The 24,735-nt window shown below is 48.5% G+C and carries 33 protein-coding genes and 1 tRNA gene; 14 read left to right on the top strand and 20 right to left on the bottom strand.

What is annotated here, in order from left to right:
* Positions 1-2 precede the first annotated feature (2 nt).
* Positions 3-848 (bottom strand): SPL family radical SAM protein, encoded by an 846-nt coding sequence (locus QMO62_RS11050; protein WP_284641024.1) that lies wholly within the window; start codon positions 846-848, stop codon positions 3-5.
* Positions 849-1,048: 200 nt separating this feature from the next.
* Positions 1,049-1,597 (bottom strand): hypothetical protein, encoded by a 549-nt coding sequence (locus QMO62_RS11045; protein WP_284641023.1) that lies wholly within the window; start codon positions 1,595-1,597, stop codon positions 1,049-1,051.
* A 118-nt stretch (positions 1,598-1,715) separates the two neighbouring features.
* On the opposite strand from QMO62_RS11045, the gene QMO62_RS11040 reads away from it, so the two are divergent.
* Complete coding sequence (locus QMO62_RS11040; protein ID WP_284641022.1) at positions 1,716-1,997, top strand: alpha/beta-type small acid-soluble spore protein; 282 nt, start codon at positions 1,716-1,718, stop codon at positions 1,995-1,997.
* Positions 1,998-2,053: 56 nt separating this feature from the next.
* On the opposite strand, the gene QMO62_RS11035 is transcribed toward QMO62_RS11040, so the two are convergent.
* The 4 genes from QMO62_RS11035 to brfA all read right to left on the bottom strand — a co-directional run bounded on the left by QMO62_RS11035 (position 2,054) and on the right by brfA (position 3,511).
* Positions 2,054-2,185 carry a DUF6254 family protein gene (locus QMO62_RS11035; RefSeq protein ID WP_284641021.1) on the bottom strand — a complete coding sequence of 44 codons (132 nt, stop codon included), beginning with the start codon at positions 2,183-2,185 and terminating at the stop codon, positions 2,054-2,056.
* A 111-nt stretch (positions 2,186-2,296) separates the two neighbouring features.
* On the bottom strand, positions 2,297-2,488 hold the full coding sequence (locus QMO62_RS11030; protein ID WP_284641020.1) for a hypothetical protein: 192 nt from the start codon (positions 2,486-2,488) through the stop codon (positions 2,297-2,299).
* 114 nt (positions 2,489-2,602) lie between these two features.
* Positions 2,603-3,121: an RNA polymerase sigma factor gene (locus tag QMO62_RS11025; protein WP_284641019.1), complete on the bottom strand. Its 519-nt coding sequence runs from the start codon at positions 3,119-3,121 to the stop codon at positions 2,603-2,605.
* A gap of 153 nt (positions 3,122-3,274) precedes the next feature.
* Positions 3,275-3,511: a ribosome rescue factor BrfA gene (gene brfA / locus QMO62_RS11020; protein ID WP_284641018.1), complete on the bottom strand. Its 237-nt coding sequence runs from the start codon at positions 3,509-3,511 to the stop codon at positions 3,275-3,277.
* Between the two features lie 171 nt (positions 3,512-3,682).
* Between brfA and QMO62_RS11015 the strand changes: the two genes are divergently transcribed.
* Positions 3,683-3,991 carry a hypothetical protein gene (locus tag QMO62_RS11015; protein WP_284641017.1) on the top strand — a complete coding sequence of 103 codons (309 nt, stop codon included), beginning with the start codon at positions 3,683-3,685 and terminating at the stop codon, positions 3,989-3,991.
* A 189-nt stretch (positions 3,992-4,180) separates the two neighbouring features.
* On the opposite strand, the gene QMO62_RS11010 is transcribed toward QMO62_RS11015, so the two are convergent.
* Complete coding sequence (locus tag QMO62_RS11010; protein WP_284641016.1) at positions 4,181-4,807, bottom strand: FMN-dependent NADH-azoreductase; 627 nt, start codon at positions 4,805-4,807, stop codon at positions 4,181-4,183.
* Between the two features lie 183 nt (positions 4,808-4,990).
* Between QMO62_RS11010 and QMO62_RS11005 the strand changes: the two genes are divergently transcribed.
* Positions 4,991-5,362, top strand: coding sequence for a hypothetical protein (locus QMO62_RS11005; protein WP_284641015.1), 372 nt, complete (start codon positions 4,991-4,993; stop codon positions 5,360-5,362).
* A 69-nt stretch (positions 5,363-5,431) separates the two neighbouring features.
* Here the strand turns inward: QMO62_RS11005 and QMO62_RS11000 are convergent, their stop codons facing one another.
* From QMO62_RS11000 to QMO62_RS10990, 3 genes are all read right to left on the bottom strand, one after another.
* A complete protein-coding gene (locus QMO62_RS11000) occupies positions 5,432-6,187 on the bottom strand; it encodes a phosphodiester glycosidase family protein (protein ID WP_284641014.1) in 756 nt (251 codons plus the stop codon).
* A 25-nt stretch (positions 6,188-6,212) separates the two neighbouring features.
* Complete coding sequence (locus QMO62_RS10995; RefSeq protein WP_284641013.1) at positions 6,213-6,488, bottom strand: hypothetical protein; 276 nt, start codon at positions 6,486-6,488, stop codon at positions 6,213-6,215.
* Between the two features lie 141 nt (positions 6,489-6,629).
* Positions 6,630-6,701: transfer RNA gene (locus QMO62_RS10990), tRNA-Gln, on the bottom strand.
* 111 nt (positions 6,702-6,812) lie between these two features.
* Here QMO62_RS10990 and QMO62_RS10985 point away from each other — a divergent pair.
* Positions 6,813-7,481, top strand: coding sequence for a tetratricopeptide repeat protein (locus QMO62_RS10985; RefSeq protein WP_372516667.1), 669 nt, complete (start codon positions 6,813-6,815; stop codon positions 7,479-7,481).
* Here QMO62_RS10985 and thiO read toward each other — a convergent pair.
* Positions 7,474-8,598 (bottom strand): glycine oxidase ThiO, encoded by a 1,125-nt coding sequence (gene thiO / locus QMO62_RS10980; RefSeq protein ID WP_284641011.1) that lies wholly within the window; start codon positions 8,596-8,598, stop codon positions 7,474-7,476. The two genes, QMO62_RS10985 and thiO, sit on opposite strands and share 8 nt — an antisense overlap.
* A complete protein-coding gene (locus QMO62_RS10975) occupies positions 8,595-9,239 on the bottom strand; it encodes a thiamine phosphate synthase (RefSeq protein ID WP_284641010.1) in 645 nt (214 codons plus the stop codon). Before QMO62_RS10975 ends, thiO begins: the two co-directional genes overlap by 4 nt.
* 246 nt (positions 9,240-9,485) lie before the next feature.
* Here QMO62_RS10975 and thiD point away from each other — a divergent pair, with 246 nt between their 5' ends.
* The 10 genes from thiD to QMO62_RS10925 all read left to right on the top strand — a co-directional run bounded on the left by thiD (position 9,486) and on the right by QMO62_RS10925 (position 17,369).
* Positions 9,486-10,304, top strand: a complete 819-nt coding sequence (gene thiD, locus QMO62_RS10970) for a bifunctional hydroxymethylpyrimidine kinase/phosphomethylpyrimidine kinase (protein ID WP_284641009.1) — start codon at positions 9,486-9,488, stop codon at positions 10,302-10,304.
* Between the two features lie 133 nt (positions 10,305-10,437).
* Complete coding sequence (locus QMO62_RS10965; RefSeq protein WP_284641008.1) at positions 10,438-10,869, top strand: DUF86 domain-containing protein; 432 nt, start codon at positions 10,438-10,440, stop codon at positions 10,867-10,869.
* Between the two features lie 129 nt (positions 10,870-10,998).
* Entirely contained in the window at positions 10,999-11,634 is a 636-nt protein-coding gene (locus tag QMO62_RS10960; protein ID WP_284644921.1) for a helix-turn-helix transcriptional regulator, read from the top strand.
* 147 nt (positions 11,635-11,781) lie between these two features.
* Complete coding sequence (phnD, locus tag QMO62_RS10955; RefSeq protein WP_284641007.1) at positions 11,782-12,669, top strand: phosphate/phosphite/phosphonate ABC transporter substrate-binding protein; 888 nt, start codon at positions 11,782-11,784, stop codon at positions 12,667-12,669.
* Positions 12,670-12,712: 43 nt separating this feature from the next.
* Positions 12,713-13,462 (top strand): phosphonate ABC transporter, permease protein PhnE, encoded by a 750-nt coding sequence (gene phnE, locus QMO62_RS10950; protein WP_284641006.1) that lies wholly within the window; start codon positions 12,713-12,715, stop codon positions 13,460-13,462.
* 1 nt (position 13,463) lies between these two features.
* A complete protein-coding gene (phnC, locus tag QMO62_RS10945; RefSeq protein ID WP_284641005.1) occupies positions 13,464-14,255 on the top strand; it encodes a phosphonate ABC transporter ATP-binding protein in 792 nt (263 codons plus the stop codon).
* Positions 14,242-15,300: a selenide, water dikinase SelD gene (gene selD, locus QMO62_RS10940; RefSeq protein WP_284644920.1), complete on the top strand. Its 1,059-nt coding sequence runs from the start codon at positions 14,242-14,244 to the stop codon at positions 15,298-15,300. Before phnC ends, selD begins: the two co-directional genes overlap by 14 nt.
* Before the next feature lie 24 nt (positions 15,301-15,324).
* Positions 15,325-16,368: a tRNA 2-selenouridine(34) synthase MnmH gene (mnmH, locus tag QMO62_RS10935; RefSeq protein ID WP_284641004.1), complete on the top strand. Its 1,044-nt coding sequence runs from the start codon at positions 15,325-15,327 to the stop codon at positions 16,366-16,368.
* A 117-nt stretch (positions 16,369-16,485) separates the two neighbouring features.
* The gene (locus QMO62_RS10930) at positions 16,486-16,956 is read left to right on the top strand and encodes a DUF948 domain-containing protein (RefSeq protein ID WP_284641003.1); all 471 of its coding nucleotides are present in this window, start codon (positions 16,486-16,488) and stop codon (positions 16,954-16,956) included.
* Positions 16,957-16,970: 14 nt separating this feature from the next.
* Positions 16,971-17,369, top strand: coding sequence for a YtxH domain-containing protein (locus QMO62_RS10925; RefSeq protein WP_284641002.1), 399 nt, complete (start codon positions 16,971-16,973; stop codon positions 17,367-17,369).
* A gap of 62 nt (positions 17,370-17,431) precedes the next feature.
* Here the strand turns inward: QMO62_RS10925 and QMO62_RS10920 are convergent, their stop codons facing one another.
* From QMO62_RS10920 to QMO62_RS10885, 8 genes are all read right to left on the bottom strand, one after another.
* Positions 17,432-18,520 carry a phosphodiester glycosidase family protein gene (locus QMO62_RS10920; protein ID WP_284641001.1) on the bottom strand — a complete coding sequence of 363 codons (1,089 nt, stop codon included), beginning with the start codon at positions 18,518-18,520 and terminating at the stop codon, positions 17,432-17,434.
* 143 nt (positions 18,521-18,663) lie between these two features.
* Entirely contained in the window at positions 18,664-20,469 is a 1,806-nt protein-coding gene (locus QMO62_RS10915) for a putative bifunctional diguanylate cyclase/phosphodiesterase (protein WP_284641000.1), read from the bottom strand.
* A 68-nt stretch (positions 20,470-20,537) separates the two neighbouring features.
* Positions 20,538-20,660: a cyclic lactone autoinducer peptide gene (locus QMO62_RS10910; protein ID WP_284640999.1), complete on the bottom strand. Its 123-nt coding sequence runs from the start codon at positions 20,658-20,660 to the stop codon at positions 20,538-20,540.
* Complete coding sequence (locus QMO62_RS10905; protein WP_284640998.1) at positions 20,657-21,214, bottom strand: accessory gene regulator B family protein; 558 nt, start codon at positions 21,212-21,214, stop codon at positions 20,657-20,659. The genes QMO62_RS10910 and QMO62_RS10905 overlap by 4 nt, the downstream gene beginning before the upstream one ends.
* Positions 21,211-21,903 carry a hypothetical protein gene (locus QMO62_RS10900; protein ID WP_284640997.1) on the bottom strand — a complete coding sequence of 231 codons (693 nt, stop codon included), beginning with the start codon at positions 21,901-21,903 and terminating at the stop codon, positions 21,211-21,213. The genes QMO62_RS10905 and QMO62_RS10900 overlap by 4 nt, the downstream gene beginning before the upstream one ends.
* A gap of 173 nt (positions 21,904-22,076) precedes the next feature.
* Entirely contained in the window at positions 22,077-22,664 is a 588-nt protein-coding gene (locus QMO62_RS10895) for a CPBP family intramembrane glutamic endopeptidase (RefSeq protein ID WP_284640996.1), read from the bottom strand.
* 723 nt (positions 22,665-23,387) lie between these two features.
* Positions 23,388-24,038, bottom strand: coding sequence for a hypothetical protein (locus tag QMO62_RS10890; RefSeq protein ID WP_284640995.1), 651 nt, complete (start codon positions 24,036-24,038; stop codon positions 23,388-23,390).
* A gap of 31 nt (positions 24,039-24,069) precedes the next feature.
* On the bottom strand, positions 24,070-24,735 hold the full coding sequence (locus tag QMO62_RS10885) for a helix-turn-helix domain-containing protein (protein WP_284640994.1): 666 nt from the start codon (positions 24,733-24,735) through the stop codon (positions 24,070-24,072).

The raw sequence follows: 24,735 nt of genomic DNA, 5'->3' as shown, positions 1-24,735 counted from the left end.
ATCTAGAAAGAAAAGCTCAACTGTACGGGCGGCTCTTCCTGATGCTGCACGGGTACAGCCTTACGTTCGAAAGGCTCGTTAACCGGAATCCGATACTTCGAGAATAAACGATGAATCCGTGCTTTGGTTTCCGTACGATAGGAGTTCTTAGCATATACGGAGCCTTGATAGAGCTGCGCGTAGCCGGATACATATTGGGGATAATGGGTTCTGAGCGTCTGAAAGAACCAGCTTTTTACTTCCGAAGTGTTTAGCCGAAGAATGGAGCTCATGACAAATTTTACATTGGCTTCGGAGGCGGATCGGATTAAGCTTTCCATGGAATCCTCGTCATCCGTTAAGAAGGGAAGAATGGGTGCCATAAAGATCCCCGCATGAAAACCCTCTTTGACCAGCCGGCTTACGGTTTCCAATCGCAATGCAGGGGAAGGTGTAAAGGGCTCAAGGTTTCGCCACACAGACGGATCTAAAGTATTTATGCTTATGTTAATGGAGGTGATGTTCATTTGCTTTAATACATCCAGATCCCTCAGAATCAGGGGGGACCGAGTTGTGATACTGACGGGAACTTGGTACTCAGCCAGTAGCTCTAAGCATTGCCTGGTGAGCTTCATTTTGGCTTCAATAGGCTGATAAGGATCCGTTGCGGTTCCGATCGCGACTTCGCGCTGAACTCCGCTTCTAGACCGCCTCCACTTATCGAGCTGCAGCCGCAATGCTTCCGCCGCGTTCTCTTTATATACAATATGATGTTGAAAGGTATCGTCCGCTTCCATCCCTAAGAAGGAATGCGTTGAACGTGCATAGCAAAAGCTGCAGCCGTGCTGGCAGCCTCGATATGGATTCAATGACCAATCAAAAGGCATGGCCGAAGATTTGACGGCAGTAAGCATTGTTTTAGCCTGTATAGGCTCAAAAACGGTTTTTTTCCCCATAAGATTCTCCAATCCAACTAAATGCGAATATATGTTCCCATCATAACCAAACAGTCATTCATAAGCAATGGAAATAAAAACAAAAACCACTCCTTAGAGAGTGGTTCTTCGGGTCATGGGGACAGATCGGATGGTGCAGGGACATTATCTTCGTAGGCAAAGCTTCCTACATCCTGTTTCGGTAAGGAATTCAGGTGCGCATGATCCAGCTGTCCGTTGAAATCAAGCAGATCGCTGGTCATATGAGTAATAACGTCCTTTAACTGCTTTAGGGTCTGAAATGCCTGCTTCGCTTCATAGGCTTTTGGTTGAGCCTGAGCTTGCACTTCAGGTTCCAGCGTTTCAAATGCGTCCTTGTCCCCAATAACTGCCGAACGGTAATAATCCGCAGCTTGCTCCATCAACATATCGGTATCCTTCGAGCATTGTACACACCAGGCTCTAAGCTCTGTCACTTGCTTTCTGCGTTGCTCCAGAGTCTGGCCTGATATTTGTTCAATGAAAGGAAAGCCGTTCAATTGCGCTGCAACTTCACGAAGCATTATAGACAGCTCGTTTAACCGGGTTGTAGATACAGCATCAATTCCGTCCAATGAATCCGCCAGTTCCACAGCATACGTGCTGCGTTCCGCCAAAGAAGCGATACTATTGCTATTGTTCATGATCCGTCACCTTCCCGAGCAAGAATGGTTCTCACAGCTAACGGTCATATGATTTTCTAATTCAAATTGAATTATTCTAGGGACAGGCAGGGAAAGCTGATAACAGGAGGCGGATGTAATGGCTAGAAGAAGCGGAAGACGGCCGGTAGTGCCGGGCGCAGGGCATGGACTCGATCAATTCAAAGCCGAGGTTATGCGACGTCAAGGCTACATGACCAATCCGGCCAGACCGGATCTTGTCAAATACGAGGTTGCACGCAACCTGGGAATACCGCTCAGCCCGGAAGGAAATCAAAACCTGACCACCGAGCAAGCCGGCAAGGTCGGGGGGCAAATCGGGGGCACCATGGTTCGCGAGATGATCCGAATGGCACAGGAGCAGCTGGCCAGACGCAAGTAGAAAAAAGCTCCCGGAGTTGATCCTAATAAAAGGACAACTTCCAGGAGCTTTTTCCATTATTGCTGATCCTTGTGCTGAGCTTCGTAATCCTCGGCATACTCGTGCAGCGATTTTATTTTCCCATGGGGGTGCTGAGCTTGCTTACGGCTTTTCCAAGCGGCCTCTTGACGTCGTTTTTGATGGCTCATCGGAAAGCACTCCTTTATGAGATAAGATAACTGCATTACCTAGGATGGCAGGATACGTTCAGCTTTATGCTGCGGCTTGGCATCAAGATCATGGGTTTCGTAAAGACAAAATTACGTAATCTCTTTGTCTTCACGGTTTTCATCCAGATGCAAATCCTGTAAGCTATATCGATGCTCCCACAAAAATTCCATATCATAGTTTGTAGAATCTTTAAGAATAAACTCCAGCAGTAAGGTGGAAAAACAGATCAAAATGGAGGCGAACAGCACCAGCCACATGAAAAACTCGATCATAAGCTCCATCGGCGAAGGGCTCCTTTCGCAGGCAGGATACTAGCATTCTATGAACGAGTCTTAGGATTCATGATAAATAGACAAAAAACCCACGGATGCCTATCCATGGGCGATTGAAGCTTTTTACCAATAGCTCGCTACTTCTTCCCGCAGCCAGGCTTTGGCCCGATGCAGCTTGGAACGGATCGTATTTTCGGGGATGCGAATATGCTCGGCGATCTCCTTGTAGGTTAAATTTCTTCTCCAGCGAAGCTCGAAAATGGTGCGGGTATCGGGCTTCAGATCACAAAGCTTCTCCATCACCGCTTGGGAAAGCAGCTTCAGTTCAACCTCTTTGGCAACATCCTGCCCGCTGGTCACTGTGAATTCAAGCTCTTGCTCCGCGGGAAGCCCTCGTCTATTTTTACGTAAATAGGAAATGCTGCAGTTACGAGCCGTAGTCCTGATCCAGGCGCGGACTCGTGCTTCTTCTGGAAAATCCGGCATCCTATCGATGGTACGAAGCAGCGCCTCATGGATAACATCCTCTGTAGCCGCATGGTCACGTAACGATTGATAGATATAAGGGTAGACGAATTGATAATATTCGTGGTAGAGGAGGGACTGCTGGCTTTCCGGTAAATTGTAATATTTAGACGACAAGGGCAATAACGAACAACACAATTTGAGAAAGCCTCCTTTAATAACGATCAGCACTATCGTAACATACCAGCATATGGAAATGAATGATAGAATACTAACATTTTACCAATATATAAATGTAGGACTTTCGCAGGATGAGGTAAGAGAAGAGGCTTACTGACGGAAGGATCCAACGGGGCTAGAATCAAAAATGGAACCGTCACTCGTGTCAAGAGTTCGGTTCCATTTCTTTTTGTGTTTATTCTCTTGTTTGCGTAGTCGTTCATCCCGGGTAGGTGTGACCCGTTCCACTGGAACAATTCCATTCCAATGCAATCGATTGCTCTCCGGACTGCGTTTCCCTTCTCTAGCTTGCTTTAATCTTGTTTTCTTCGCTTTGCTCAGTGCCATGCAGGGCACCTCCTTGATCTTCATGATGATTCCATTATACGCGCAGCCAAAGGCATTGTACACTGTGTCATTTTTGCGAATTTGGCAGAATGTCGGTTGAATGCATAGTTCTTTCATGGTACTCTTGGTGGGGTAGCAGGGGACAAGCATGGAATGGGGAGGAGACCCGCGTTGACATACGATACAATCTATTGGCTTATTATGGGTGCAAGCTTTGTGCTCACAGGAGTAGCAGGGATCTGGGCGATGTACAAAACAGGGAAACTGGGGCTGTCGTTTCTCATTGGATCCTTCTTTAATATTGTCATTTTGGTCGGTGCTTGTATTTGGTGGGCCCGTGTATTTGCATCACCGGAGCAGCAATTTTCATTGATGTTCGGCATTTTCGGCTTTGGGATTGCCTTGGTGAATAATGAAGTGCTGCTGTTTTTTGCCCAGTGGATGATGAAACGGCGTAATGAAGCTCCGCAAACGTCATAGGATGGTTTGTAACATAAATGTAATCTGTTTTTCATCCTGTATTCATGTTGCCGGGTTATACTAATTATCGACCCCCTTTTTGTATATATAAATCCTTGATGGCCCGTAATCCTTGTGATTACGGGTCTTTTTCTAATGAAAAAAGCTTCGCTGCCTCTCGGAAGAAAGGTGCGAAGCTCTGTGCGGGATTTAAAACTTGGCTGCGAGTGCTGCCGCTTTGGTTACGCCTTCTTGAATAATTTCGCCTGCGCGGTCAGGGAATTGGCCATGTCCTTCAACTACCACGGTTTCCACATTCTTAATGCCAACGAAGGAAAGGATCGTTTGTACGTAGTTCAGAGACATTTCCAGGCTAGCCATTGGGCCTTCGGAATAAACGCCGCCGCGTGCATTGAGCAGAGCCACTTTTTTATCGGAAAGCAGTCCAACAGGCCCTTGAGGAGTGTAAGAGAACGTAATGCCCGCTTGACACAGGTAGTGAAGATAGGTAACCAGCTGTGCAGGAATCGTAAAGTTCCAGAGCGGGAAGGCGATAACGATTTTGTCCGCTGCCAAGAACTGATCCAGATAACGCTTTACAACATCTGTTCCTTGCTTCTCTTCGGCCGTCAGGTCAAAGCCTTTGCCCAGCTTGAACATGCCGTTGATCATATTCACGTCGTAATAAGGAAGCTCTACCTGGAACAGGTCAAGCTCAGTGATTTGATCTTGCGGGTTCTGCTCACGATAAGATTGAACGAAAGCGTTGTAAAGCTGGACGCTTACGGCCTGCTCTGCGGGACGGCCGTTGGCTTTGATGAATAATACGTTAGACATGAATACAACCTCCTAAGTATGAAAGAAGAATAAAACTTACATTTCGTAAGTAAATATACTAAAATATAAATCAGATGTCAAATCTTAATTTTAAGATATTGCATGAGGGGAAGAGCTGCCCGCATATTTTCCACCGGGGGCGGAACACTAACATAGCTAATTAACGGTAAAGAGGTGACCCATATGGACAAAAAGCTGACCGTCGTAGATGCGGTGTGTAAGCGGGTGCTGGAACGGAGCGATACGTTATGTGCTGATGTTGAAGTGAAGATTGCCGGCGAGGAGAATCCGTATATCGCCATACTAACGGAAGCGAATGAGAAGGACTATGAGCTTTCTTTGCTGCTCAAGAATGATGCGAACCGCGAGCTGGATTGGTATGACAACGATCTTCATGCAGCTTATGAGGATGTAACGGAGAAGCTGCTCGGCGATCCGGCAACCCGAGCCGACTTTACGGAGCAAGTATTGACGCACGGAACCGTTCGTGCGGATGTTCGCCGTATGCTTAGCGAGGCGAAGGTCCAAAAAGAAGCGGAAACGATACGGGCATGACACCGATAGACCCTCGGCAACCACCTTTCGCGGCTTCGCGACAAGTATTGCTTCGGGTCTTTTTTAATGTTATATCCAGGTTGCATTCGTTACGGCTACCATCGTTTGCACCTTTCTGGCACGGTAGAGTCCGTTTCCATGCCATGAAACGATGGAACCGTCATGTGCCATAGCTCGAAAGGCTGAAGAGCGGCCTCCGTCCAGCAGCAGCGAAACGTCACTGCAGCAGCCGAGCCGTTGCATAATTAAGCGTGTCTGCCAGGGCGTCGCCTGCTCCACTACAACCAGCAGCAGGGTATGGTCATCCTTGAGCCCGATAGCTGTACGCGGGCGGAGCACCGGTTCAATATGATCCTGTTCACCGACTGTATCGTTGATATAAGCGGCACCTTCCTGCCCTCGTATGGCTGCGTAATATTCCGCCTGATCATAGGCTCTGTCGCAATGGAGACTGATGCCCCCAATTGCCCATCGGATTTGCCTAATTTCGCCAAGCTCCGTAATATGGGAGAGCGTATGCTTCTCTAGCCGCCCCTCTTGCCACTTAACAATGGTCCCTCGGCAACGGTTTCCTTGCATGCCGTTGGAAGCGGAATAAGGCTTCACCGCTTTACCGTCCTGGATGGCAATGCCTAGAACGTCATACGTAGACATGTTAAAGAACGTGCCGTTAATCCCAAACAAGCCTGAATTCGGCACCGTCCGTTTATCCAGGGCTTCAATAGTAATGTCAGACACCGCACACTCTATATATGCTATACGGAAGGAAAGATCCGTACCTGGGAGATCCGAAATCCTTACCGTTTGGAATTTGGCTACTCCCATGAACGGTCCCCCGTCCGGGGAGTGCTTAATGCTGCTTCTTTGCAGGTTTGGGCTGGCTGCTGATCCATTGTTTTTCCTTGCGCTCCCAACCGAAGTTTGCTATGAAAAATCCCAAGACGCTGAATACCAGAAGACGGATGGTCAGCCACGAGCCCGTAAAGGATTGCTGAGTCATCCATTCGACGGCGGTTGTGAGAACGGTAAACGAAACTCCCCAAAGCAACACTCCGTAATACATTACATATTTGGCTTTCCCCATACGGCGGGTCTGGCCCCACTTATTCATCTTTTCATTACTCATTGCTGCCTGCTTCCCCCTGACCAAAGTGCATTCCACAGTTCATTCGCTGATGGGTACGGGTTTTCCTGCACGTTCACGGAGGTTTCACAAAGAAAAACACTTTCCCCATAGGCCGGGAAAGTGTTCTCCTGTGCAGCTTGACTGGGAAACTAGGATTCGAACCTAGGAATGACGGAGTCAAAGTCCGTTGCCTTACCACTTGGCGATTCCCCATCGACAATAATTAGAATGTCCGGTTAAAGAAACATCTATACGCGGCGGCGCTAACTTTCACATGGAAATTTGTGGTATGATACAGTGAGTTAACTTACAAGAAAGGATCAGATGACTTTGAGTAAAATATTTATTTTTTCTATTCTTTGGTGGGTGACAGGGAATCCGTTTGTTGCACTGATTGTTCTTTTGATCATATTGTATATGCTGGAACGGCGCTTCGTAGGGCTAACACCCAGCATTCTGAGGCCTATAAGCCGAGGGAGAAGAATGGCGCGGCTCAAGGAAGAGCTGCGTATGAATCCGCACGGCAACACCACCAAGCTGGATATAGCCAGGATCTATATGGAGCAAAAAAAGTATGGGCAGGCCAAAGAGCTGCTCGAGCAGGTACTGCCGGTGATGGAGGATTCCGCCGAGGTGCTTTGCGAGCTGGGGATCTGTGAGCTGAAGCTGGGGAATCTGGAGCAGGGGGAACAGCTGATTCAGCGTGCGCTTGAGCGAAATCCGAGGGTGAAATATGGAGAGCCGTACTTGCGCTTGGGCGAGGCGTATGCCGAGGAGGATCCGGAGAAGGCCGTAAGGTACTTGGAAGAGTTCCGCGAGGTGCACTCCTCCTCTTGCGAGGCGTATTACCGTCAGGGTCTCATCTACAGCCGGCTCGGACGCAAAGAGGAAGCCCTCCGGGCGTTCCGGGAAACATTGGAACTATACCGTGGACTTCCTCGTTATAAGCGCAGACATGAGCGCAAATGGGCGCTGCTGGCCCGGTTTAAGTAGCTCGCGCCTTAGCGGCTTCGGCTGCCCGTTCGGGGGAGAACGGCTCCAGATTAAGTGAAGTGCTGCCGCCGGTCAAGAGCTCCCGAATTAACACCGCCGTGACAGGGGCGAGCAAAATTCCGTTGCGGTAGTGCCCCGTAGCGAACACGAGCCCAGGCAGCTGCTCCCAGGTGCCGAGGAACGGTAGACCGTCGCGGGAGCCGGGGCGCAGTCCCGTCCAGGTGCGCAGGAATTCCGCTTCCTTGAGCTTCGGAACCAGCTGGACGGCTTTGTCCTGCAGCCGGGCAATAGCCTCTGCCGTGGAGCGCTTATCGAAGCCGGCTTCCACCTGTGTTGCTCCAACAATGCAGCTTCCGTCCTGCTTGGGAACGATATAACATCCCTTTGTAAATGCAGTAGAGGTCAGCAATGGCGCTTCGGTCCGGATGGAGAGGCATTGTCCTTGTACCGGGAACATTGGAAGCTGCATACCGAAGGCTTCTGTGAGTGCAGGACTCCAAGCACCGGCTGCCAGCACGACATGATCCGCATAGAGCGGACCCTCGGAGGTTTGTACGCCTGTAATGCGTCCCTGGCTCTGCAGCAGCCGGAACACCGGCGTCCATTCCCGAATCGTTACGCCTCGCTTCACGAGAGAGGCCCGAAGGGCCTGCATGAGATGAATCGGGTGCACCTGATGATCACGATCGAACCACAGGCCGCCACGAACCGCTTCCGTCAGCTGCGGCTCCCTGCGGCGAATCTCCTCCGGGCTGACCCACTGCGCATGCCGGATCCAAGTAAGACGCCCACGCAGCTCCGCTTCATCCTCTTCTGTCAATGCAACTCGCAAAATACCCTCATCTATATATTGCGGCGAGATGCCGGTATAGGCAAAAAGCTCCTCGGACCATGGGCGGTACAGCTCCTGGCTCTTCGTGCACAGCTCGTAAAAGGCGCCGGGATGGTGGGTTTCCACCTGTGCGCCGAGCATGCCGGCTGCCGCTGTCGAGGCTTCCTGACCGACAGCCCCTTTGTCCAGCAAGGCGACTTTCATCCCCGATTTCGCTAATTCATGGGCTATCGAGGAGCCGATAATGCCTCCTCCTATGACGATTGCTGATGCATTTACGTTCATGATGAGAACCAACCTTTCTTGGGTTTATGGCTGGAGGAGTCCAGTCGTTCCCGATAAGCTGCGACCTGGTCAGCCGGCTCCGAATGCAGCAGCACGGAGGAAAGGACGGCGATCCCGGCGCAGCCGGTCGACAGCACCTCGTCGACCTCGGCGAGGCCGATGCCGCCGATGGCGATGACCGGGACGGGCGAGGCCGCCACGACCTCCGCTAGCGCGCCTATGCCACGCGGCGCGAGGCCGGGCTTCGAGCCCGTCGCATACACATGGCCGAAGATCACGTAGTCGGCGCCCTGACGGGCCGCCTCCGCCGCATCCTCGGCCTCATGGACCGAGCAGCCGACCCGCATGCCGCGCGGCACAAGCTGCCGCACCGCTGCAGCCGGGAGGCTGCTGTAGCCCAGCTGCACGCCATCCGCCGGAGCCGCCAGGGCCGCATCGACGCGGTCGTTCAAGACGACCGCGGTGTGCGGCAGCAGCGGCTTGAGCCGGGCGTGCCAGTGCAAGAGCTCGCGTGCGCCGCGTTGCTTCTCGCGCACGTGAAAGGCATCGATCAGCGACGTATCGATGCCGGATAAAATCGCCGACACCTCGGCGAGCTCCTGCCGACCTGTCGTCAACACATGCAGCGCGTGCTTGCGCATAAACCAACACTTCCTGCCGTAGTTTTCGTAGTTTCATCATACCCCCCGAGCCTTTATTGCGTCAAAGGCTTCTTGAGGTTTGTCATAAAATGATCACTAAAAAAGCGGAAACCTGTGAGGAAGGCTGCAGGCTGCGCTGAATGGGTCTTTTTCTTGACGCTGTTCGGCGGGAACTATAAACTTAGAGCTAGTGTATGGAAGCTTGCTTCGGGGAATGGATAGAGGCATAGGGGAGGAGAACATGGAATGAGTGTGACCTATAAAGCATTGACAATCGCCGGATCCGACAGCGGCGGCGGGGCAGGCATTCAGGCGGATCTGAAAACGTTCCAGATGCTAGGCGTGTTCGGCACCTCGGCGATAACGGCGGTGACGGCGCAAAATACGCTTGGAGTGCACGGCATTTACGATATTCCTCTGGAGGGGATCGAAAAGCAGATCGATGCGGTGTTCACGGATATTGGCGTGGATGCTGCCAAGACGGGGATGCTCTCCCAGCCGGAGGTCATTGAGCTGGTAGCGAGTAAGGTGAAGGGGTACAAGCTGTCGAAGCTGGTTGTAGATCCGGTGATGATCGCCAAGGGCGGCGCCAGTTTGCTGGCATCGACCGCACAGGATGCGCTTAGGACGAAGCTGATTCCGTTAGCTGCGGTCGTCACTCCGAATATTCCGGAAGCGGAGGTCATAACCGGGCTCAGCATTCACTCAGTTGACGAAATGAAGGCGGCGGCGGTCAGGCTTGTCCGAGAGCTGGGAGCGAAAGCTGCGGTGGTCAAGGGCGGACACAGCGACGGGGCGCCTACCGATGTGTTGTACGACGGGGAACGCTTTGAGCTCCTGACGGCAGAGCGATACGAGACCCGCCACACTCACGGCACAGGCTGTACTTTCTCAGCGGCCATCACCTCCGAGCTGGCGAAGGGCAGGCCCCTGCTGGAGGCCGTTCATACGGCCAAGCGGTTTATTACGCTGGCTATCCGTTATGAGCTTGGCATTGGGGCCGGACACGGGCCGACCAACCATTGGGCCTACCACCGTGCGCAATCGCAAGATCAGACAAGCTGAGCAAAGGAGCCTTTAACCGAACATGAGCTACGAGTATTTAATGCAGGCGGTCCTGTTGATATTTCTATTGATGCTCTCCTTCCCGGCCATCCTTTTATGGTCTAAGTGGAGAAGGAAGAAACGGAGATAAGCGATGTACTATGTGAATCATGAACAGATTGATATTCGTTTGCAGTTTATTCCTGTCATTACGGCGGCCTGCGAGCAGCTGGCCAATCAGTGGAATCTTGGGCAGAAAGGACTGCTGATCCAGCTCGCACAGGAGCGTACGCTGCACCTTGCCATTGAGACGGTAACGGATATCGGCAGCTTGCTGATCGATGCTTTTATGATGCGTGATGCCAGCAGCTATGAAGATATTGTGGAGATTTTAGAGGGCGAGAAAGTCTTCGGTGCGAATACTGCCGCCGTGCTGAAGGAGCTGGTCGGACTACGCCGGCCGCTGGTACAGGATTACGCGACCTATGCCAGGGAAGGACTGCATCCGCTCGTCTTGCAGCTGCCGTCCGTTCTGGAGGAGCTGGCTCAAGCCGTGCCTGCTTTTATCAGCCGGGAGATGGTGTAAATTGCCTTTCTATACTTTTTAGTATCATAATTTACTTATTGCCGGATTTCGTTTAAAATAACGGTATCAGCAGTTTCGCAGCTGCCGCAGCTTAGAGGAAAAGTCCCTGTAAAGGCGGTGAATACCGGCATGAATCAAGAGCCCGATGCGTCCACACGCAAAGTCATACTAACCATGCTTAAGACGAGAGGCGCTTTACCAGTCAGTGAGATGGCGAGACAGCTGGGTATTACCGAAATGGCAGTTCGCAGACACTTGAGTACGCTTGAGAGGGATAGCTTAATCGAAACGAAGCTGGTCCGGCAAGCCATGGGGCGGCCGACACATCTGTACTCGCTGACCGCGAACGCGGACGATCTGTTTCCGAAGAAGTATCATTCCCTTACGCTGGATTTGCTGGACGAGCTGGTGGCCGAGGCAGGCGAAGGGCAAGTCGACCGGCTTTTCGATCGCCGAAAGGATAAATTGATCGGCCGATATACTGAGCGCATGTCGGGCAAAGCGTTGGCCGAACGGGTCAAAGAACTGGCTGACCTTCAGAATGCCAACGGCTATATGGTAAATTGGGAACAAACCGGAGAAGAGCAGTACGTGCTTCACGAGCATAACTGTCCGATATCCCAAGTGGCCAATCAATTCAATCATGCATGCCAATGTGAGCTGGATATGTTCCAGAGCTTGCTGAGCGCCGAGGTGGAACGAACGGAATGCCTCGCGAAGGGCGGCTCGAAGTGCACTTACGTCATTCAAGCGAAGCTGAAATAAACCAGTAGGCGAACCATCGCTGCATCTTGTCTGAAGAGACAGGGTCGTGATGGTTTTTTAACATATTTCGACGAACTTTTCATTGTACCGAAACTATGTTAATCTGTAATTTAGGCAAAATTACCTTACATGAGCAGGAGAAGCAAAATGATATTTCTTAAAAAAGGAACGAGAGCACTCGTGTTTATACTGGCAGCTATACTGCTGGTAACAGGATGTACTGCAGGCGGTGCGAAAAATCAGGAATTTCTGATTGGCGTCATTCCCGCTCAGAATGAGGGAAACTCAAGGGTGGGCATGGAGAAGCTGAGCCAGGTCATGACCGAGAAGATGGGCCGCAAGGTACGCGCCGAGGTTTATCCGGACTATAACGGCGTAGTGGAGGCTATGGGTGCGGGCAAAATCCATATGGCTTACCTGGGGCCTTTAACTTATGTACAAGCCCATGAGAAATATGGTGCCAAGGCTATTGCCACGATTGAGGTAGGCGGGGTGCCGTATTACTATTCGTACCTGATCGCTCCCGTTGACTCGCCGTATAATTCCTTTGACGATGTGATTAAGAATGCGGACAAGATCAGCTTCGCCTTCGGAGACCAGAACTCTACCTCGGGAAGCTTGGTACCGGGGATGGCGCTGAAGAAGGCCGGCGTGTTCGAAACGACTCAGAAATATAAATTCAAGAAGGTTACCTATACCGGAAATCATGATGCCACTGCGTTGGCCATTCAGAATAAAACGCTGGACGTCGGTGCCATTGACAGCGCCATTTACGCCAATCTGGTGAAGCAAAATAAAGTGGACGGATCCAAAATCAAGAAGATTTGGCAATCCGAGCAGCTGTTTCAGTACCCTTGGGCTGTCGAGAAAAATGTCGGCGAACAGGACATCAAGAAGCTTCAAGAGGCGCTGTACAGCATTAAGGATAAGGATATCCTAAATGTATTTAACGGTGCGGATGCGTTCATCCCGGCCAAGAACGAGGATTACGCCGCCGTTCGCCAAGCAGCCCTCGAGGACGGACGCTTGAAGTAAGCTGAACGCATATACCCGAGAGCGGGCGGCAAGGAGAGGAAGTATGAAACAACGAATCATTTACTTGGCCGTGTTTCTCGGGCTGCTGATCTGGTCGGGAATCGGCGTCGGCTTCGATTTGAGCTTGCTTATGGATATAGGCCGAACGGTAGATTTTGTCCGGAATCAATGGTTTCCCCTCGATTGGAGCGATGCGGATTACGCATTGGGGCAAACCGTGGTCACGCTGCAGATTGCGCTCTTCAGCACGCTGATTGCGGTGGCGATTTCGCTTCCGCTCAGTTTTTTTGCGGCCCGCAATACGACACCCTTTCCATCGGCGTACCATTCCTTCCGTGTCGTGTTCAATTTTCTGCGCTCCGTTCCGGAAATCGTGCTGGCCCTCATCTTCGTACCGACGCTCGGGCTCAACCCCATGCCTGCCGTGGTAGCGTTGATTATTCACAATGTGGGGGTATTTGGCAAAATGATCTCGGAAATGATAGAAGCTATGGATCCCGGACCGCAAGAAGCTGTGAAATCAGTGGGAGGAACACGGATATTAGTAGCGTTGTATGGAATTATGCCTCAGATGATCCCGCTGGTGATCTCCCAGTATTTCTATCGGCTCGAGGTAGCCATTCGTACCTGTCTAATTCTTGGCGTAGTCGGGGCAGGGGGGATCGGACAGCTGCTCTATAACGATTTCAAAATGTTTCAATACGAGAAGGTGGCCGTCGAGGTAGTTTTCATTATGGTGCTCGTCACCTCGGTTGATTACCTCGGCGCTTATGTCCGAAAGCGGGTGATTTAACATGCTGGCTATTCAAGGGCTCCGCAAACAGTATCCGGGTGAATCGGACCCTGCCCTGAACGGCATTAACCTGACGATCAAGCAGGGCGAGCTTGTAGCTGTCCTTGGACGCAGCGGAGCGGGAAAGTCCACCTTAATCCGCTGCATCAACCGCTTAGTCACACCCGATCAGGGGAGCATTCAATGGAACGGCCGAAGCGTTACCGGCACGATGGAGAAGGAGCTGAGAAAGCTTCGCGGCGAGATCGGGATGATTTTCCAGCACTTTCATCTGCTTCCGCGCTTAAGTGTGCTGACCAATGTATTGGTCGGACAGTTTGCATCGATGCCCTTATGGCGAAGCGTTACCTGGAGCTTTACCCCCAAACAGAAAGAAGAGGCCATGGAAGCGCTTCGGCAAGTAGGGCTGGAATCGCTGGCCAGACGGCGAGTCGAGGAGCTTAGCGGCGGACAGCAGCAGCGCGTGGCCATTGCCCGGGTAATGATGCAGCAACCTAAGCTGCTTCTAGGGGATGAGCCCGTATCCAGCCTGGATCCGGTTACTGCAGTCAAGGTGCTGGACCTGGTAAAGGTGCTGCATCGCGATCAGGGGATGACCGTCTTGCTGAATCTGCATGATGTCTCTCTGGCGAAGCGGTATGCCGGGCGTTTGATTGGTCTTGCCATGGGAAGGATCGTCTTTGACGGTCCGCCCGAGGAGTTGACGGAGGAAGCACTAGCCCGGATCTACCCGCAAGATGAACCGCAATTAACCGAACAGGAGATGAAGATAGATGAGCATGCAAACAGGTGAACCCATTAAATTAACGTCCCTATCCTCGAAAGGCGGGTGCGGGTGCAAAATCGGACCGGCGGATCTTCAGCAGGTGATTCGTACGCTCCCTCCGGCGGAGCCGGACCCGAATCTGCTTGTAGGCTTGGACACCAGTGATGATGCGGGCGTATACAAGCTGACGGAGGAGCTTGCTCTGGTACAGACGGTAGACTTCTTTACACCGATTGTTGACGATCCATACTCTTTCGGGCAGGTCGCGGCAGCGAACGCTCTTAGCGATATTTACGCGATGGGCGGAAAGCCGCTTACGGTGCTTAACATCGTCGCCTTTCCAATCAAAAAGCTTGATAAGAGCGTGTTGGCCGACATTCTGCGAGGCGCGGGAGATAAGGTAAGGGAAGCGGGAGCCACCCTTGTTGGTGGGCATTCTATCGACGATAACGAGCCGAAATTCGGACTGGCCGTTACAGGGCTGGTGCATCCGTCCAAAGCCAAAACGAATGCCGGCGCGAAACCGGGCGACCGCTTGATTTTGACGAAGCCGATTGGGGTAGGCATCCTGACGACCTCAATCAAGAAAGATGCGCTCAGCGCCGATGAGGTAGCCAGAGTCACTAGTGTTATGACTACACTCAATAAGAAGGCTGCGGAGATTATGGAGCCTTATGAGGTGCATGGGTGTACGGACGTTACCGGCTTCGGACTGCTTGGTCATGCCGCTGAGATGGCGAAGGGCAGCGGTGTGGGCCTGCGCATCGGAAGGGCTCAGGTTCCTGTGCTTCCGCGAGTGCGCGAGCTGGCGGAAGCGGGCTTTGTTCCGGGCGGGACAAAGAACAACTTTGCCCACTTGGAAGGAACGATCAGCTTCGAGGATGGGATCGATCAGATCGACCAATATATTCTCTGTGATGCGGTCACTTCCGGCGGGCTGCTGATTGCCGTAGCGGAAGAGAAGGCCGAAGCGCTTCTTAGCGACCTCGTCCAGGCAGGCGTCGAAGCCAGTCTGGTCGGCGAGGCCGTTGCTGAGCACCCAGGTCAAATACGTATAGTCCAATCATTGTAATTTTGGCTAAAGGGGAGACAAGCCTTGTTTCAGGACGTCACGATACAGGAACTTCTAGAGCTGCAGCAGAAACGGGAGCTAGCCCTTGTGGATGTCCGTTCTCCCGGGGAATTTCATGATTTTACGATTCCCGGCAGTCTTAATATTCCGCTCTTTACGGATGAAGAGAGGGCGGAGATCGGGACCATTTATAAGAAAAATAGCATTCAAGCGGCGAAGGATCGCGGTTTGGAAATCGTTTCTGCGAAGCTGCCCCGATTTATTAAAGAGTTTGAATCGATCGAACCGAGGAAGGCGGTATATTGCTGGCGTGGGGGCATGCGGAGCAAAACCTCCGCTACCTTGCTGTCACTTATGGGGATACGGGTCTATCGACTACAGGGAGGCATTCGAGCGTATCGACAATGGGTTGTCGATACCCTTGCCCATTTTGAGCTGAAGCCCCGTATGATCGTCATCAACGGATATACCGGAACCGGCAAATCGCTTATTCTTCGCAAGCTGGCGGACAAAGGGTTTCCCGTACTGGATGTAGAAGCTTTGGCCGGCCACCGGGGCTCGATCTTCGGGCAAATCGGCATGAAGCCGAACAATCAGAAGTCGTTTGAATCGTTACTGGTGCAAGAGCTGCTTAGGCTAAACGACTCCCCCTACATTCTTATGGAAGCGGAGAGCAAGCGAATCGGCAAAGCAGTGATGCCGGAATTCCTGGTGGAAGCCAAGGAGAAGGGACGTCAAGTATTTGTCGAGATGCCACAGGAGCAAAGAATTCAGCATATTCTAGATGATTATTCTCCGGGAGAGCATAAAGAGGAATGCCTTGCTGCTTTTGAGCATATCCGCAGACGGATTCATACCCCAATTGCAGCGGAAATTGAGCGTCATATGCTGATGAACCAGTTTGGCGAGGCGGTGAGTCTGCTTCTGGAATACTATTATGATCCAAGGTATGAGCATGCTACCGATCAATATGCCGCTGAATCCGATACGATCCAAGCGGTGACTCCCGATGATGCCGTCGATCAAATCATAGCCTATTTGCATCGTGTTACATCCGACCCGAATTAAGGGGTCGGATTTTTTTATTGCTTCTTGTGTCAAAACAAGCTGCGCCTACTTATACTGTAGTATCCCATAGGCATTCGCCCTGAAGCAGCAACCCGATATCCAGCGGAGGTGATGGTCATGTTATGGCAAATCTGCATCGGTGTCAGTGCGGCGGCGTTTACAGTCGTATCGTTCTACCTGGTGCGCTTGCTGCGAACGGCTCAAAGCAAGCTCGAGCGAGCGGATCAAGCGCTGCACGAGATGGAGCGGCATTTGGCCCAGACAACGACCGAATCGATGCAGTTGATCCGGTTGTCTACAACATTGCTCGAGGATCTGCAAGGGAAGCTTCAAGCGACCGACAGATTCTTCGATGCGGTAGAGGAAACGGGAGAGACGGTGAATCGCGTCTCCCAATCCGTTCAGCTTCTATCGCAGACGGTGACGGATACGGTATTGGAGGCAAAAAGGTCGGTACATAACGGGCAAAGGACCGTAAACGACCTGATGGAGTTGACGACAACCGGAATGCAACTGTGGAACAGGTGGCAGTCTTATCGACAGGCAAAAGCAGAGGATAAGATGCGATCAGAGGCGGATCAACAATAAAGGAGCGAGGAAGCATGACAGACAAAAGAAACAAGGATTTGGTCATTGGGGCAGTTGTAGGAAGTGTACTTGGAGCGGTAACCGCATTATTGTTCGCGCCGAAGTCCGGGCGTGAGCTGAGATCGGACATCAAGGAAGGCTGCCAGCAGCTCAGTGAGAAAACACAACAGGTGGCGGGCGATGTGGTCGACAAATCAAAGCAAATCGCTACTGCGATCAGCGAAAAGACGCAAACGGCCGCCCAATCCGTCAGCCGTCAAACATCGGAAATCGTAGATAAAGCCAAGGATGTAGCGGGACAGCTGGGGCAAGAAGTGAAATCGTGGCGTCGCACCAAGGATGATGCGGTTGAAACGGCTGAGGCCTCCATTGCAGCAACTTTGGCGGAGAAAGAGGAGAAAGAGGAGAAATAAATACTTCAATAAGCAAGCCGTGGATCCTTCGAGTGAAGCTCGAAGGTCCACGGCTTTTCCTTTTACCACTTGGATGGGTCAATCTTGCTGGGATCTAACCCTTCCCATATATTCTTGATCTGAGCGGCCTTCATCGGATCATCGAATACAAGCCAAGCCGTAGGAAGATAACGTTCGCCATATTCGCTGGACGGCTTGTTGACGATCTTATTATCGTGCACCAATACCGTAGAGGAGCCACCGTCCAGGTTGGCGGCCGTAACAGCGCCATGCTCGAGGAAAATATTCTGCACATCAAACAAGGTTGCACCGATACTGTGCGGCTGACGGCCGTCGATGATCGCAAACATAATGGTGCCGTCGGCCTTCTGAGCCATCGAGGTTCTCGGTGCGATGCCCCAGCCGTCCGCCTGATTTTTAATCTGCCCGACGCCGTTGACAATGAATTTGGGAGCGAATGTGACCGCTTCCTGAACGCCCATCTGCAGCAGCTCGGAAACCTTGTATTTACCGGCCACCATAAGACCGTCCTTATCTACACCTACGATGTGAATCGGGGTATTCATTCCGGAATCGTTATAGAAGACCTTCCCTCCGGACATAACAAGACCCGTCGGCTGAAAGCCGTTGCCCTTCCACTCGGGGTCTACGAAGCCTCCGGCATTGACTCCGGCTACGGCTCCAAGACGGCTCACCATAGATGTAACCTTTTCCCCTTTTCCTGCCTTGCCAGGGACGGCAATTCGAAGAGCTTTCGGATCGTTCACGATAAGCAGATGTCCCTTAAAGTTTTTTCCCGAGATTTCTTCAATCTCAACTAAAGGCTTCTTCTGTTCCTGAACCTTCGTTTCGGTAGCGTGTACTTGAACGATAGGCTTATCCTTTATTTCCGAGTAGCGGTCAAATTGATCCCAGTATCGGTTTACGCGCTTATCCAGCTCTTCCTGCCCGATTAAGTATTTCGCCCAGTGGCGATGCTGCGTAGTGATCAAGGTGTCGGCAGCCATGAAACGTAAATTGGAGCCGGACTCCGTCAGGAAAAACCAGAGGCTGCCTACGGCACCAAAGACGAAGAGTACAAACAGCGTATATAGTGACAAGGTAAGCCATACGCTCGACCCGCGCTTCTTGGCAATCGCTTTTGTTTTCAAGGGAGCTGAAGCTTGAGCCCGGGTTTGACCGGGTAGAGGTGCTGACACGCATTCCAATCCCTTCCAAGTAAAATAGGCCTACTTAGTATATAACGAAAAAAAGAGAGAAAAGTTGCAGTTCTCACTGCACCCATTCTCTCATTCTAGTTCAAATACAGCTGTTTCTTCTCTCTGATCATGAGCTCGAATTCTTGGGCTGGCATCGGCTTGCTGAACACATAGCCTTGAATCTCATCGCAGCCTTGATCTTGAAGAAACTTCAGCTGCTCCTGCGTTTCGACCCCTTCGGCCAGAGATTTGATCTTCAGCCGATGCGACATCGCGATGAGCGCGGTCACGATTGCAGCATTGTCTTCATCCGAGGTAACGTCTCGAATAAAGGATTGATCGATCTTGAGGGTATGCACACGGAATCTCTTCAGGTAACTCAACGAGGAGTAGCCGGTACCGAAATCGTCGATGGAGATCCGTACGCCAAGCAGTTTTAATTTTTGCATAGTATCTACGATATAAGGCACATTGTTCATAGCCACATTTTCTGTAATTTCAAGACAAAGCTGATCCGGCTTCAGACCGGACTCCTCAAGCGCCTCAACGACCAACTGGACAAAGTTGAGCTGATGGAATTGAATAGCCGAGATATTGACAGAAACGACCAGAGGGGGGTATCCGAGCTTTTGCCACTCCCGGTTTTGTCTGCAAGCTTCCTTCAGCACCCAATTGCCGATCGGTACAATAAGTCCTGTTTCCTCTGCGAGCGGAATAAATTCTCCAGGAGAGATCATACCCCATTCGGGATGCTGCCAACGCACAAGCGATTCCATCCCAAATACGCTGCCGTTACGGAGGTCCACAAGCGGCTGGTAAAAAATCTTAAATTCATTGCGTTCAAGTGCTTTCCGCAGATGAATCTCCAGATTCAACCGATGCAGGGAGCGTTTGTTCATGTCAGGGTGATAATAGTGATATGAATTCCCACCTTTTTCTTTGGATCGATACATGGCGATATCTGCGTTTTTTAGAAGTGTCTCCGTATCGGCGCCATCATTGGGATAAATACTGATACCGATACTTGCTGTGACGAACAGCTCCTGGTTCTCTATGACAAAGGGCTCCTTCAACAGCTCAGGAATGCCCTTGGCAAACTGGGCGGGTTCATCAACATGGGTTACATTGGAAAGCAATATCATAAACTCGTCACCGCCGAACCGGGCGACAAGATCCTTTTCTTTCGCATATACTTTCAGCTTTCGAGCGAGGTATTCCAGCAGCTTATCTCCGACGTGATGACCTAACGTATCATTAATGACTTTGAAGCGATCGAGATCGAGGAAAATAACCGCCATCATACTGCCTGACTTCTGTGCTTGCTCGAAGCAGGATTTCAGCTTCTCATCGAACATTAATCGATTCGGTAAGTCCGTCAACGCATCGTGATAAGCCATGTGAACGATCTGTTCCTCTGCACGTTTCCGTTGATTTACGGCACGAATTGTAGCATAAGATCTAAGCAGCTGATAGTCATTCGTCTCGCTTATGATCTTGGCAAAAAGTTCTTCTTCTTTTTCTATGCTGTTTTCTGCCGAGTAGTCAGCTACTTTAAGAAGCTGCATGACGTTCTCGATATGATCCTTATGAATTCTGGCGGCCGAAGCGTTCTTCGAATGCCGTCGATCGTCAGATCCGAGATAAACCAAACCCTTACGCGAATCATAGTCTACAACATGATTCATATTGACGATATTGGTGCTATCCAGCTGGCGGAACCCGTCCTCGAACAACCATTCCTCTAAGTTGTCAAATGAAGTATCTAGGTAGTATTGTTCGTCTTTGGTGTGTATGATGACTTCCCGGTCACGGATTCGATCGATCTTAACTACATCGTTCGAGTCGATGACAAGGACCTCTGAACCTCTTTTGCCATCACGAGTAACGGGAATCTTCTGCATTAGTTTCAGCTCCAAGGAGAAGGATGAAGGCTGTCAGACGGAATCTGGCAGCCTTGGAAACGTATGTATTACTTTTTCAAAAGTTCAGCAGGCGCTTCTGGACGGTTGTCCCAAAAGGAGTTTGTGCTCATCAAAGTAGCTGCGATAAAAACTAGAACTGCATTCGCCATAATTGCAATTAGCTTCTTCATTTTTCCCACCTCCTTTCGAGTGCCTGAATTAATTTTTCAGCCAGTTTGGTTGTTTGAAGTGCTTGAATAAGGAAGGCAACAGATAGGAAACTAGCTTGAAAGAAAAAGTTGGAAGCTACGATTCCCACTGAGGCTATTTTAAGAATAGGATAGTATTTCTCCGGGATTGTGCTAATGTCTTTTATATTAAATGGAGCAGTAAATAATAGAATGGATATGGATAAAATGTCCATATATATTCCCAAATCAATATACGAGAATTGCAAATGCGAAGACAGGATGAACTTAAATGAAGAAAATAAACAACAGACAAGCGAAGATGAAAAATGTGTACCGCCACTTACATATCTTAGTAGCGTATAAAGCACAATGACTTCAATCGCTTGAACAATATATCCCGTAAATGCCGAAAATAGGAGGACGATGAGCAATGTTAATGTTGAATTGATGAGCAGGCTTAAGGAATAAAACAACATTGCGTGGGATGCAGCATTAGGGTTGTTTTTTCTTATTATTGTTGCAATGCAATTAGCGGAGCTATCAATGATGTTCATCGATTTTTGAGCCTCTCATGTTTGTCTCGCAGTAACTTCTTGTTGTGTCTATATGCAATCGTAATTCCAATTAGGAAAAAAACACATAGTCCAATTAAAAGAGCTCCATGCGTTGTAAATCTAGAATACGAAAGAGCGGTCAGCTGAATAACTAGCATACTTAGCACAAGTATTGCAGTTATTGCAAAATTATACTTTTTCATTCCATTTTTCATTGTCATTTCCCTGGTCATGAAATGAAAACCAAACTTACGATAACGAATATAATAAGTGATAACTAGTAAAAGAATTGTTACGATTAAATAAGATGTACTGGAATGCAGAATATTACTGCGTATTAAGGTAGGAGAAGTTAGACCAAGCGTAGTTCCTAATGATACAATGCCATATTCAATGATGCCACCAAGTAACGAGCCTAAAAAAGTAATAAGCAGCGAGTAGTAGACCGGCAAATTAAACAATAATGTAATTAAAATAACTTCTGCTGTAAGCATACTCGGAACCGCATATTCTCGTAGCATAACAATATCTCTTAAATAAAATTGAATTGCGGTCATTGCAAATGAAATAATTATGTATTTGTAGTAATGGTACTTAAGTGGGAAACGAAATAATGAAAGGGTTAGTATCGTTATTGCAAAAAATTCGATGAGTGAAACAGAAAATTTGACAATATAATGCAATAACAAATTAACCATCCTCCTAACAATATAGACCAAAAGATACAATTTATAAATAGACTTAAAGTCACATTTAAAGCAATTTTCGATAATAAAAAAAAATTAATCCAATATTAAGTTTAATACACTACGCAATAAGAAACAAGTAGAAATTTGTCGAATAAAGAGGAAAAAACTCCTGATTAAGTGATTTTAATGGTTTGTGCAAGTATAGCAGCGTAATTCAAAATGATATGTGCATAGATGTTCGGTAAATTGGAAGATTGCTTATAGCTTATATAACAAAGAATCATGCCAACGGCAAAATATGCTAATGCGCGTTGCATTGAAAAATGCGCTAAGGAGAATAGAAGAGAACTTAAAACGGCACCTGAAAAAAAACCGAATTTTTGATGAAGAAAGCCGAATATTATCTTTCGATAAACAATTTCTTCGATGATAGGTCCTATGAGAACAATATTTACAGCCATTACCGCATAATTCGACAACAACTGTTCGGTTAGATTTATCTCAGCCGGAAACATTAGGGCGCAGGCAGCATGTGCATAGACACCAACTTGTATTCCAAGCCATGCCTTTAACATAATTTCTTTACTTATAAGTTGTTGAAAATCAAAAAATTTGATTTCATCTTTCAGTAAATAAATCACAGCAATTATACTAATTAAGGGTAAAAAAGAAACGGTATATTTATTTAAGAAAAATAATGACGGGCCAGGACCTGTAAAGAGAAAAAAAATTACGAGAATCAATATATAGTTTTTATTCATAATTGTTGTATGCCCCTAAGAGTTTAAATCTTTCTGATATAATAATAGTACCAGTATGAAGAAAGAGGAGATAAGTAGTAAAAATGTATAATAAAATAAATTATCATAGAGATATAATATGATACTAATTTGTAGAATAATGAAAGCGCTTATAGCAGTAGTGAATAGAATTTTTTTATTCATTGCATGTAAGGGGATTATTGGATCATTCCTTACATTCAAATAGGAAAAGCCTAAGCGATATTTATGCAAAGACCACGCCAAAATAAAATTAATTCCTGATATTATCCATCCAGGCCAGTTGATATATCCTTGAATATGACTTATTGTTCGCCCCCAATGGAAAGAACTTAACACTAATGAACTCAATAATTCAACGAGCAAGCCAATTGCAAAGGCTGGCGTAGCAATAAAAATGGAGTGAATACATCCAAACTTAAAAATATGCATGAAGCAAAGAACTGTAACTACAGGCATTAAAACAGTTAACAAAAAAGGGGATTCCAGAGTTTGAATACAAACTGATGCAAAAGTTAGGATTAAAGTACTGTAAATCATTTGAGAGATGTATCTGGTAAATGACAATCTATAAATTCCAAGCCCAATCAAAATCAAGCTAAACCACATTGGGATATATGTTAAAGACATTGCAAATATATCGAAAAGCATTGGTGGCTCCTACCTTCAATTTCCAAAAGGGGATTTTGCGAATAGAACTTGTGGTTACTCTATTAGTTCTTTACGATAGGCAATACGGATTCCGATTCCAAAGACGATAAACATAAAAATGTGTTTAATAACAATAAATTCTTCGAAAAAATAGTTAACGAATCCACTAATAGCTATTAGAATCAGAGAAAAAACTGTTATATAGAAAAGATGTTTAGTTAAGCCTTTTAAAATAATAGGATGATTGCGTTGAGAAGTGATAAATGAAAAACCTAAACGATATTTGTTTAAGGCCCAGCAAAGTATAAGATTAAATAAAGTAATAGCTAATCCAATAATCCAATTGTTATTACTCTGTAAATTACTTATGGCAGTTTGATGTTCAAATTTAGACAATAAAAAAGTAAGTGAAAATTCAGCAGCTATATTTATACCATAACTGATGCCAATAATAATTGTTGAGAACCCCCAATGAATGCGAAAAATCAGCCTAAGGCACAAAATGGCACAAATAGGCTGAACGATGGCGGTTAAAAAACCTTTATCGAAATATTGGATATTAGCGGAAATATAGCTTAGCAATAATGCAGAAACGATGATTTGATAGTAGTAATGTTTTAGATTGAAACGGAATACACTTAAACCAAGAGATAAAAGCAGTGTCCAATTGAAAGCATAAATTAAGTAGTATTTAAAAAATTGCATTACCGCTAGCCCCTATTAGTTGAAATGATGATTACATATTCTCTGAAGTTGGTGAGAGGCTCGCGCTTCTACTGATACGCCCGTAATGGAACTCAAGGCTTGAATTGGTATTGTACGCCACGGTTCGAAGCAGCAGATCATGATACTTCTTCTGGCGGATCGCGGTCATCATGACGCTTTTCCCGGAGCCGGATTCATGGAAGTAGAGCTTGCCGCTGCGCTGATCATACTTCTTAATGAAGGTAAAGTTCACGTAAAGATCCGCGTCGACTTTCTTAAAATCATGCTCCTCCAAACGATCCAGAAAACTGCTGAAGTCGATCAAAGAATCGATGCTGTGCGTTTCCACCGAATCTGCCATATGGTAAGTAATGTCCTTGGTGCCGATCTCGATGTACTGCACCTTCTTCAGGTCGACATCGAAGCGGGCCGGAGCCGAAGTTCCGGCAACATCCTCACTCATGAGGTGTCCTGCTTTAATCATTAATTCAGTATATGGGTAGCCGTAAGCGACAGACAGCTTCTTCAGCGTGTCGGGCGACGGAGTAATCTTCTCATTCGTAGAGCGGTTTCTCTCGAGCTCCAGGTCACGAATGTACGCATGGGACAGTCCGCTTTTCTTAGCTGCCTCCCTTAAGGACATCGAACCGCGAAGCGACTCAAGGAATCTCCCAAAATCAGGAATTGGTTGTGCCAC

The sequence above is a fragment of the Paenibacillus silviterrae genome (assembly GCF_030167925.1).
Lineage (GTDB): Bacteria > Bacillota > Bacilli > Paenibacillales > NBRC-103111 > Paenibacillus_G > Paenibacillus_G silviterrae.
This window is presented reverse-complemented; position numbering and strand designations above follow the sequence as displayed.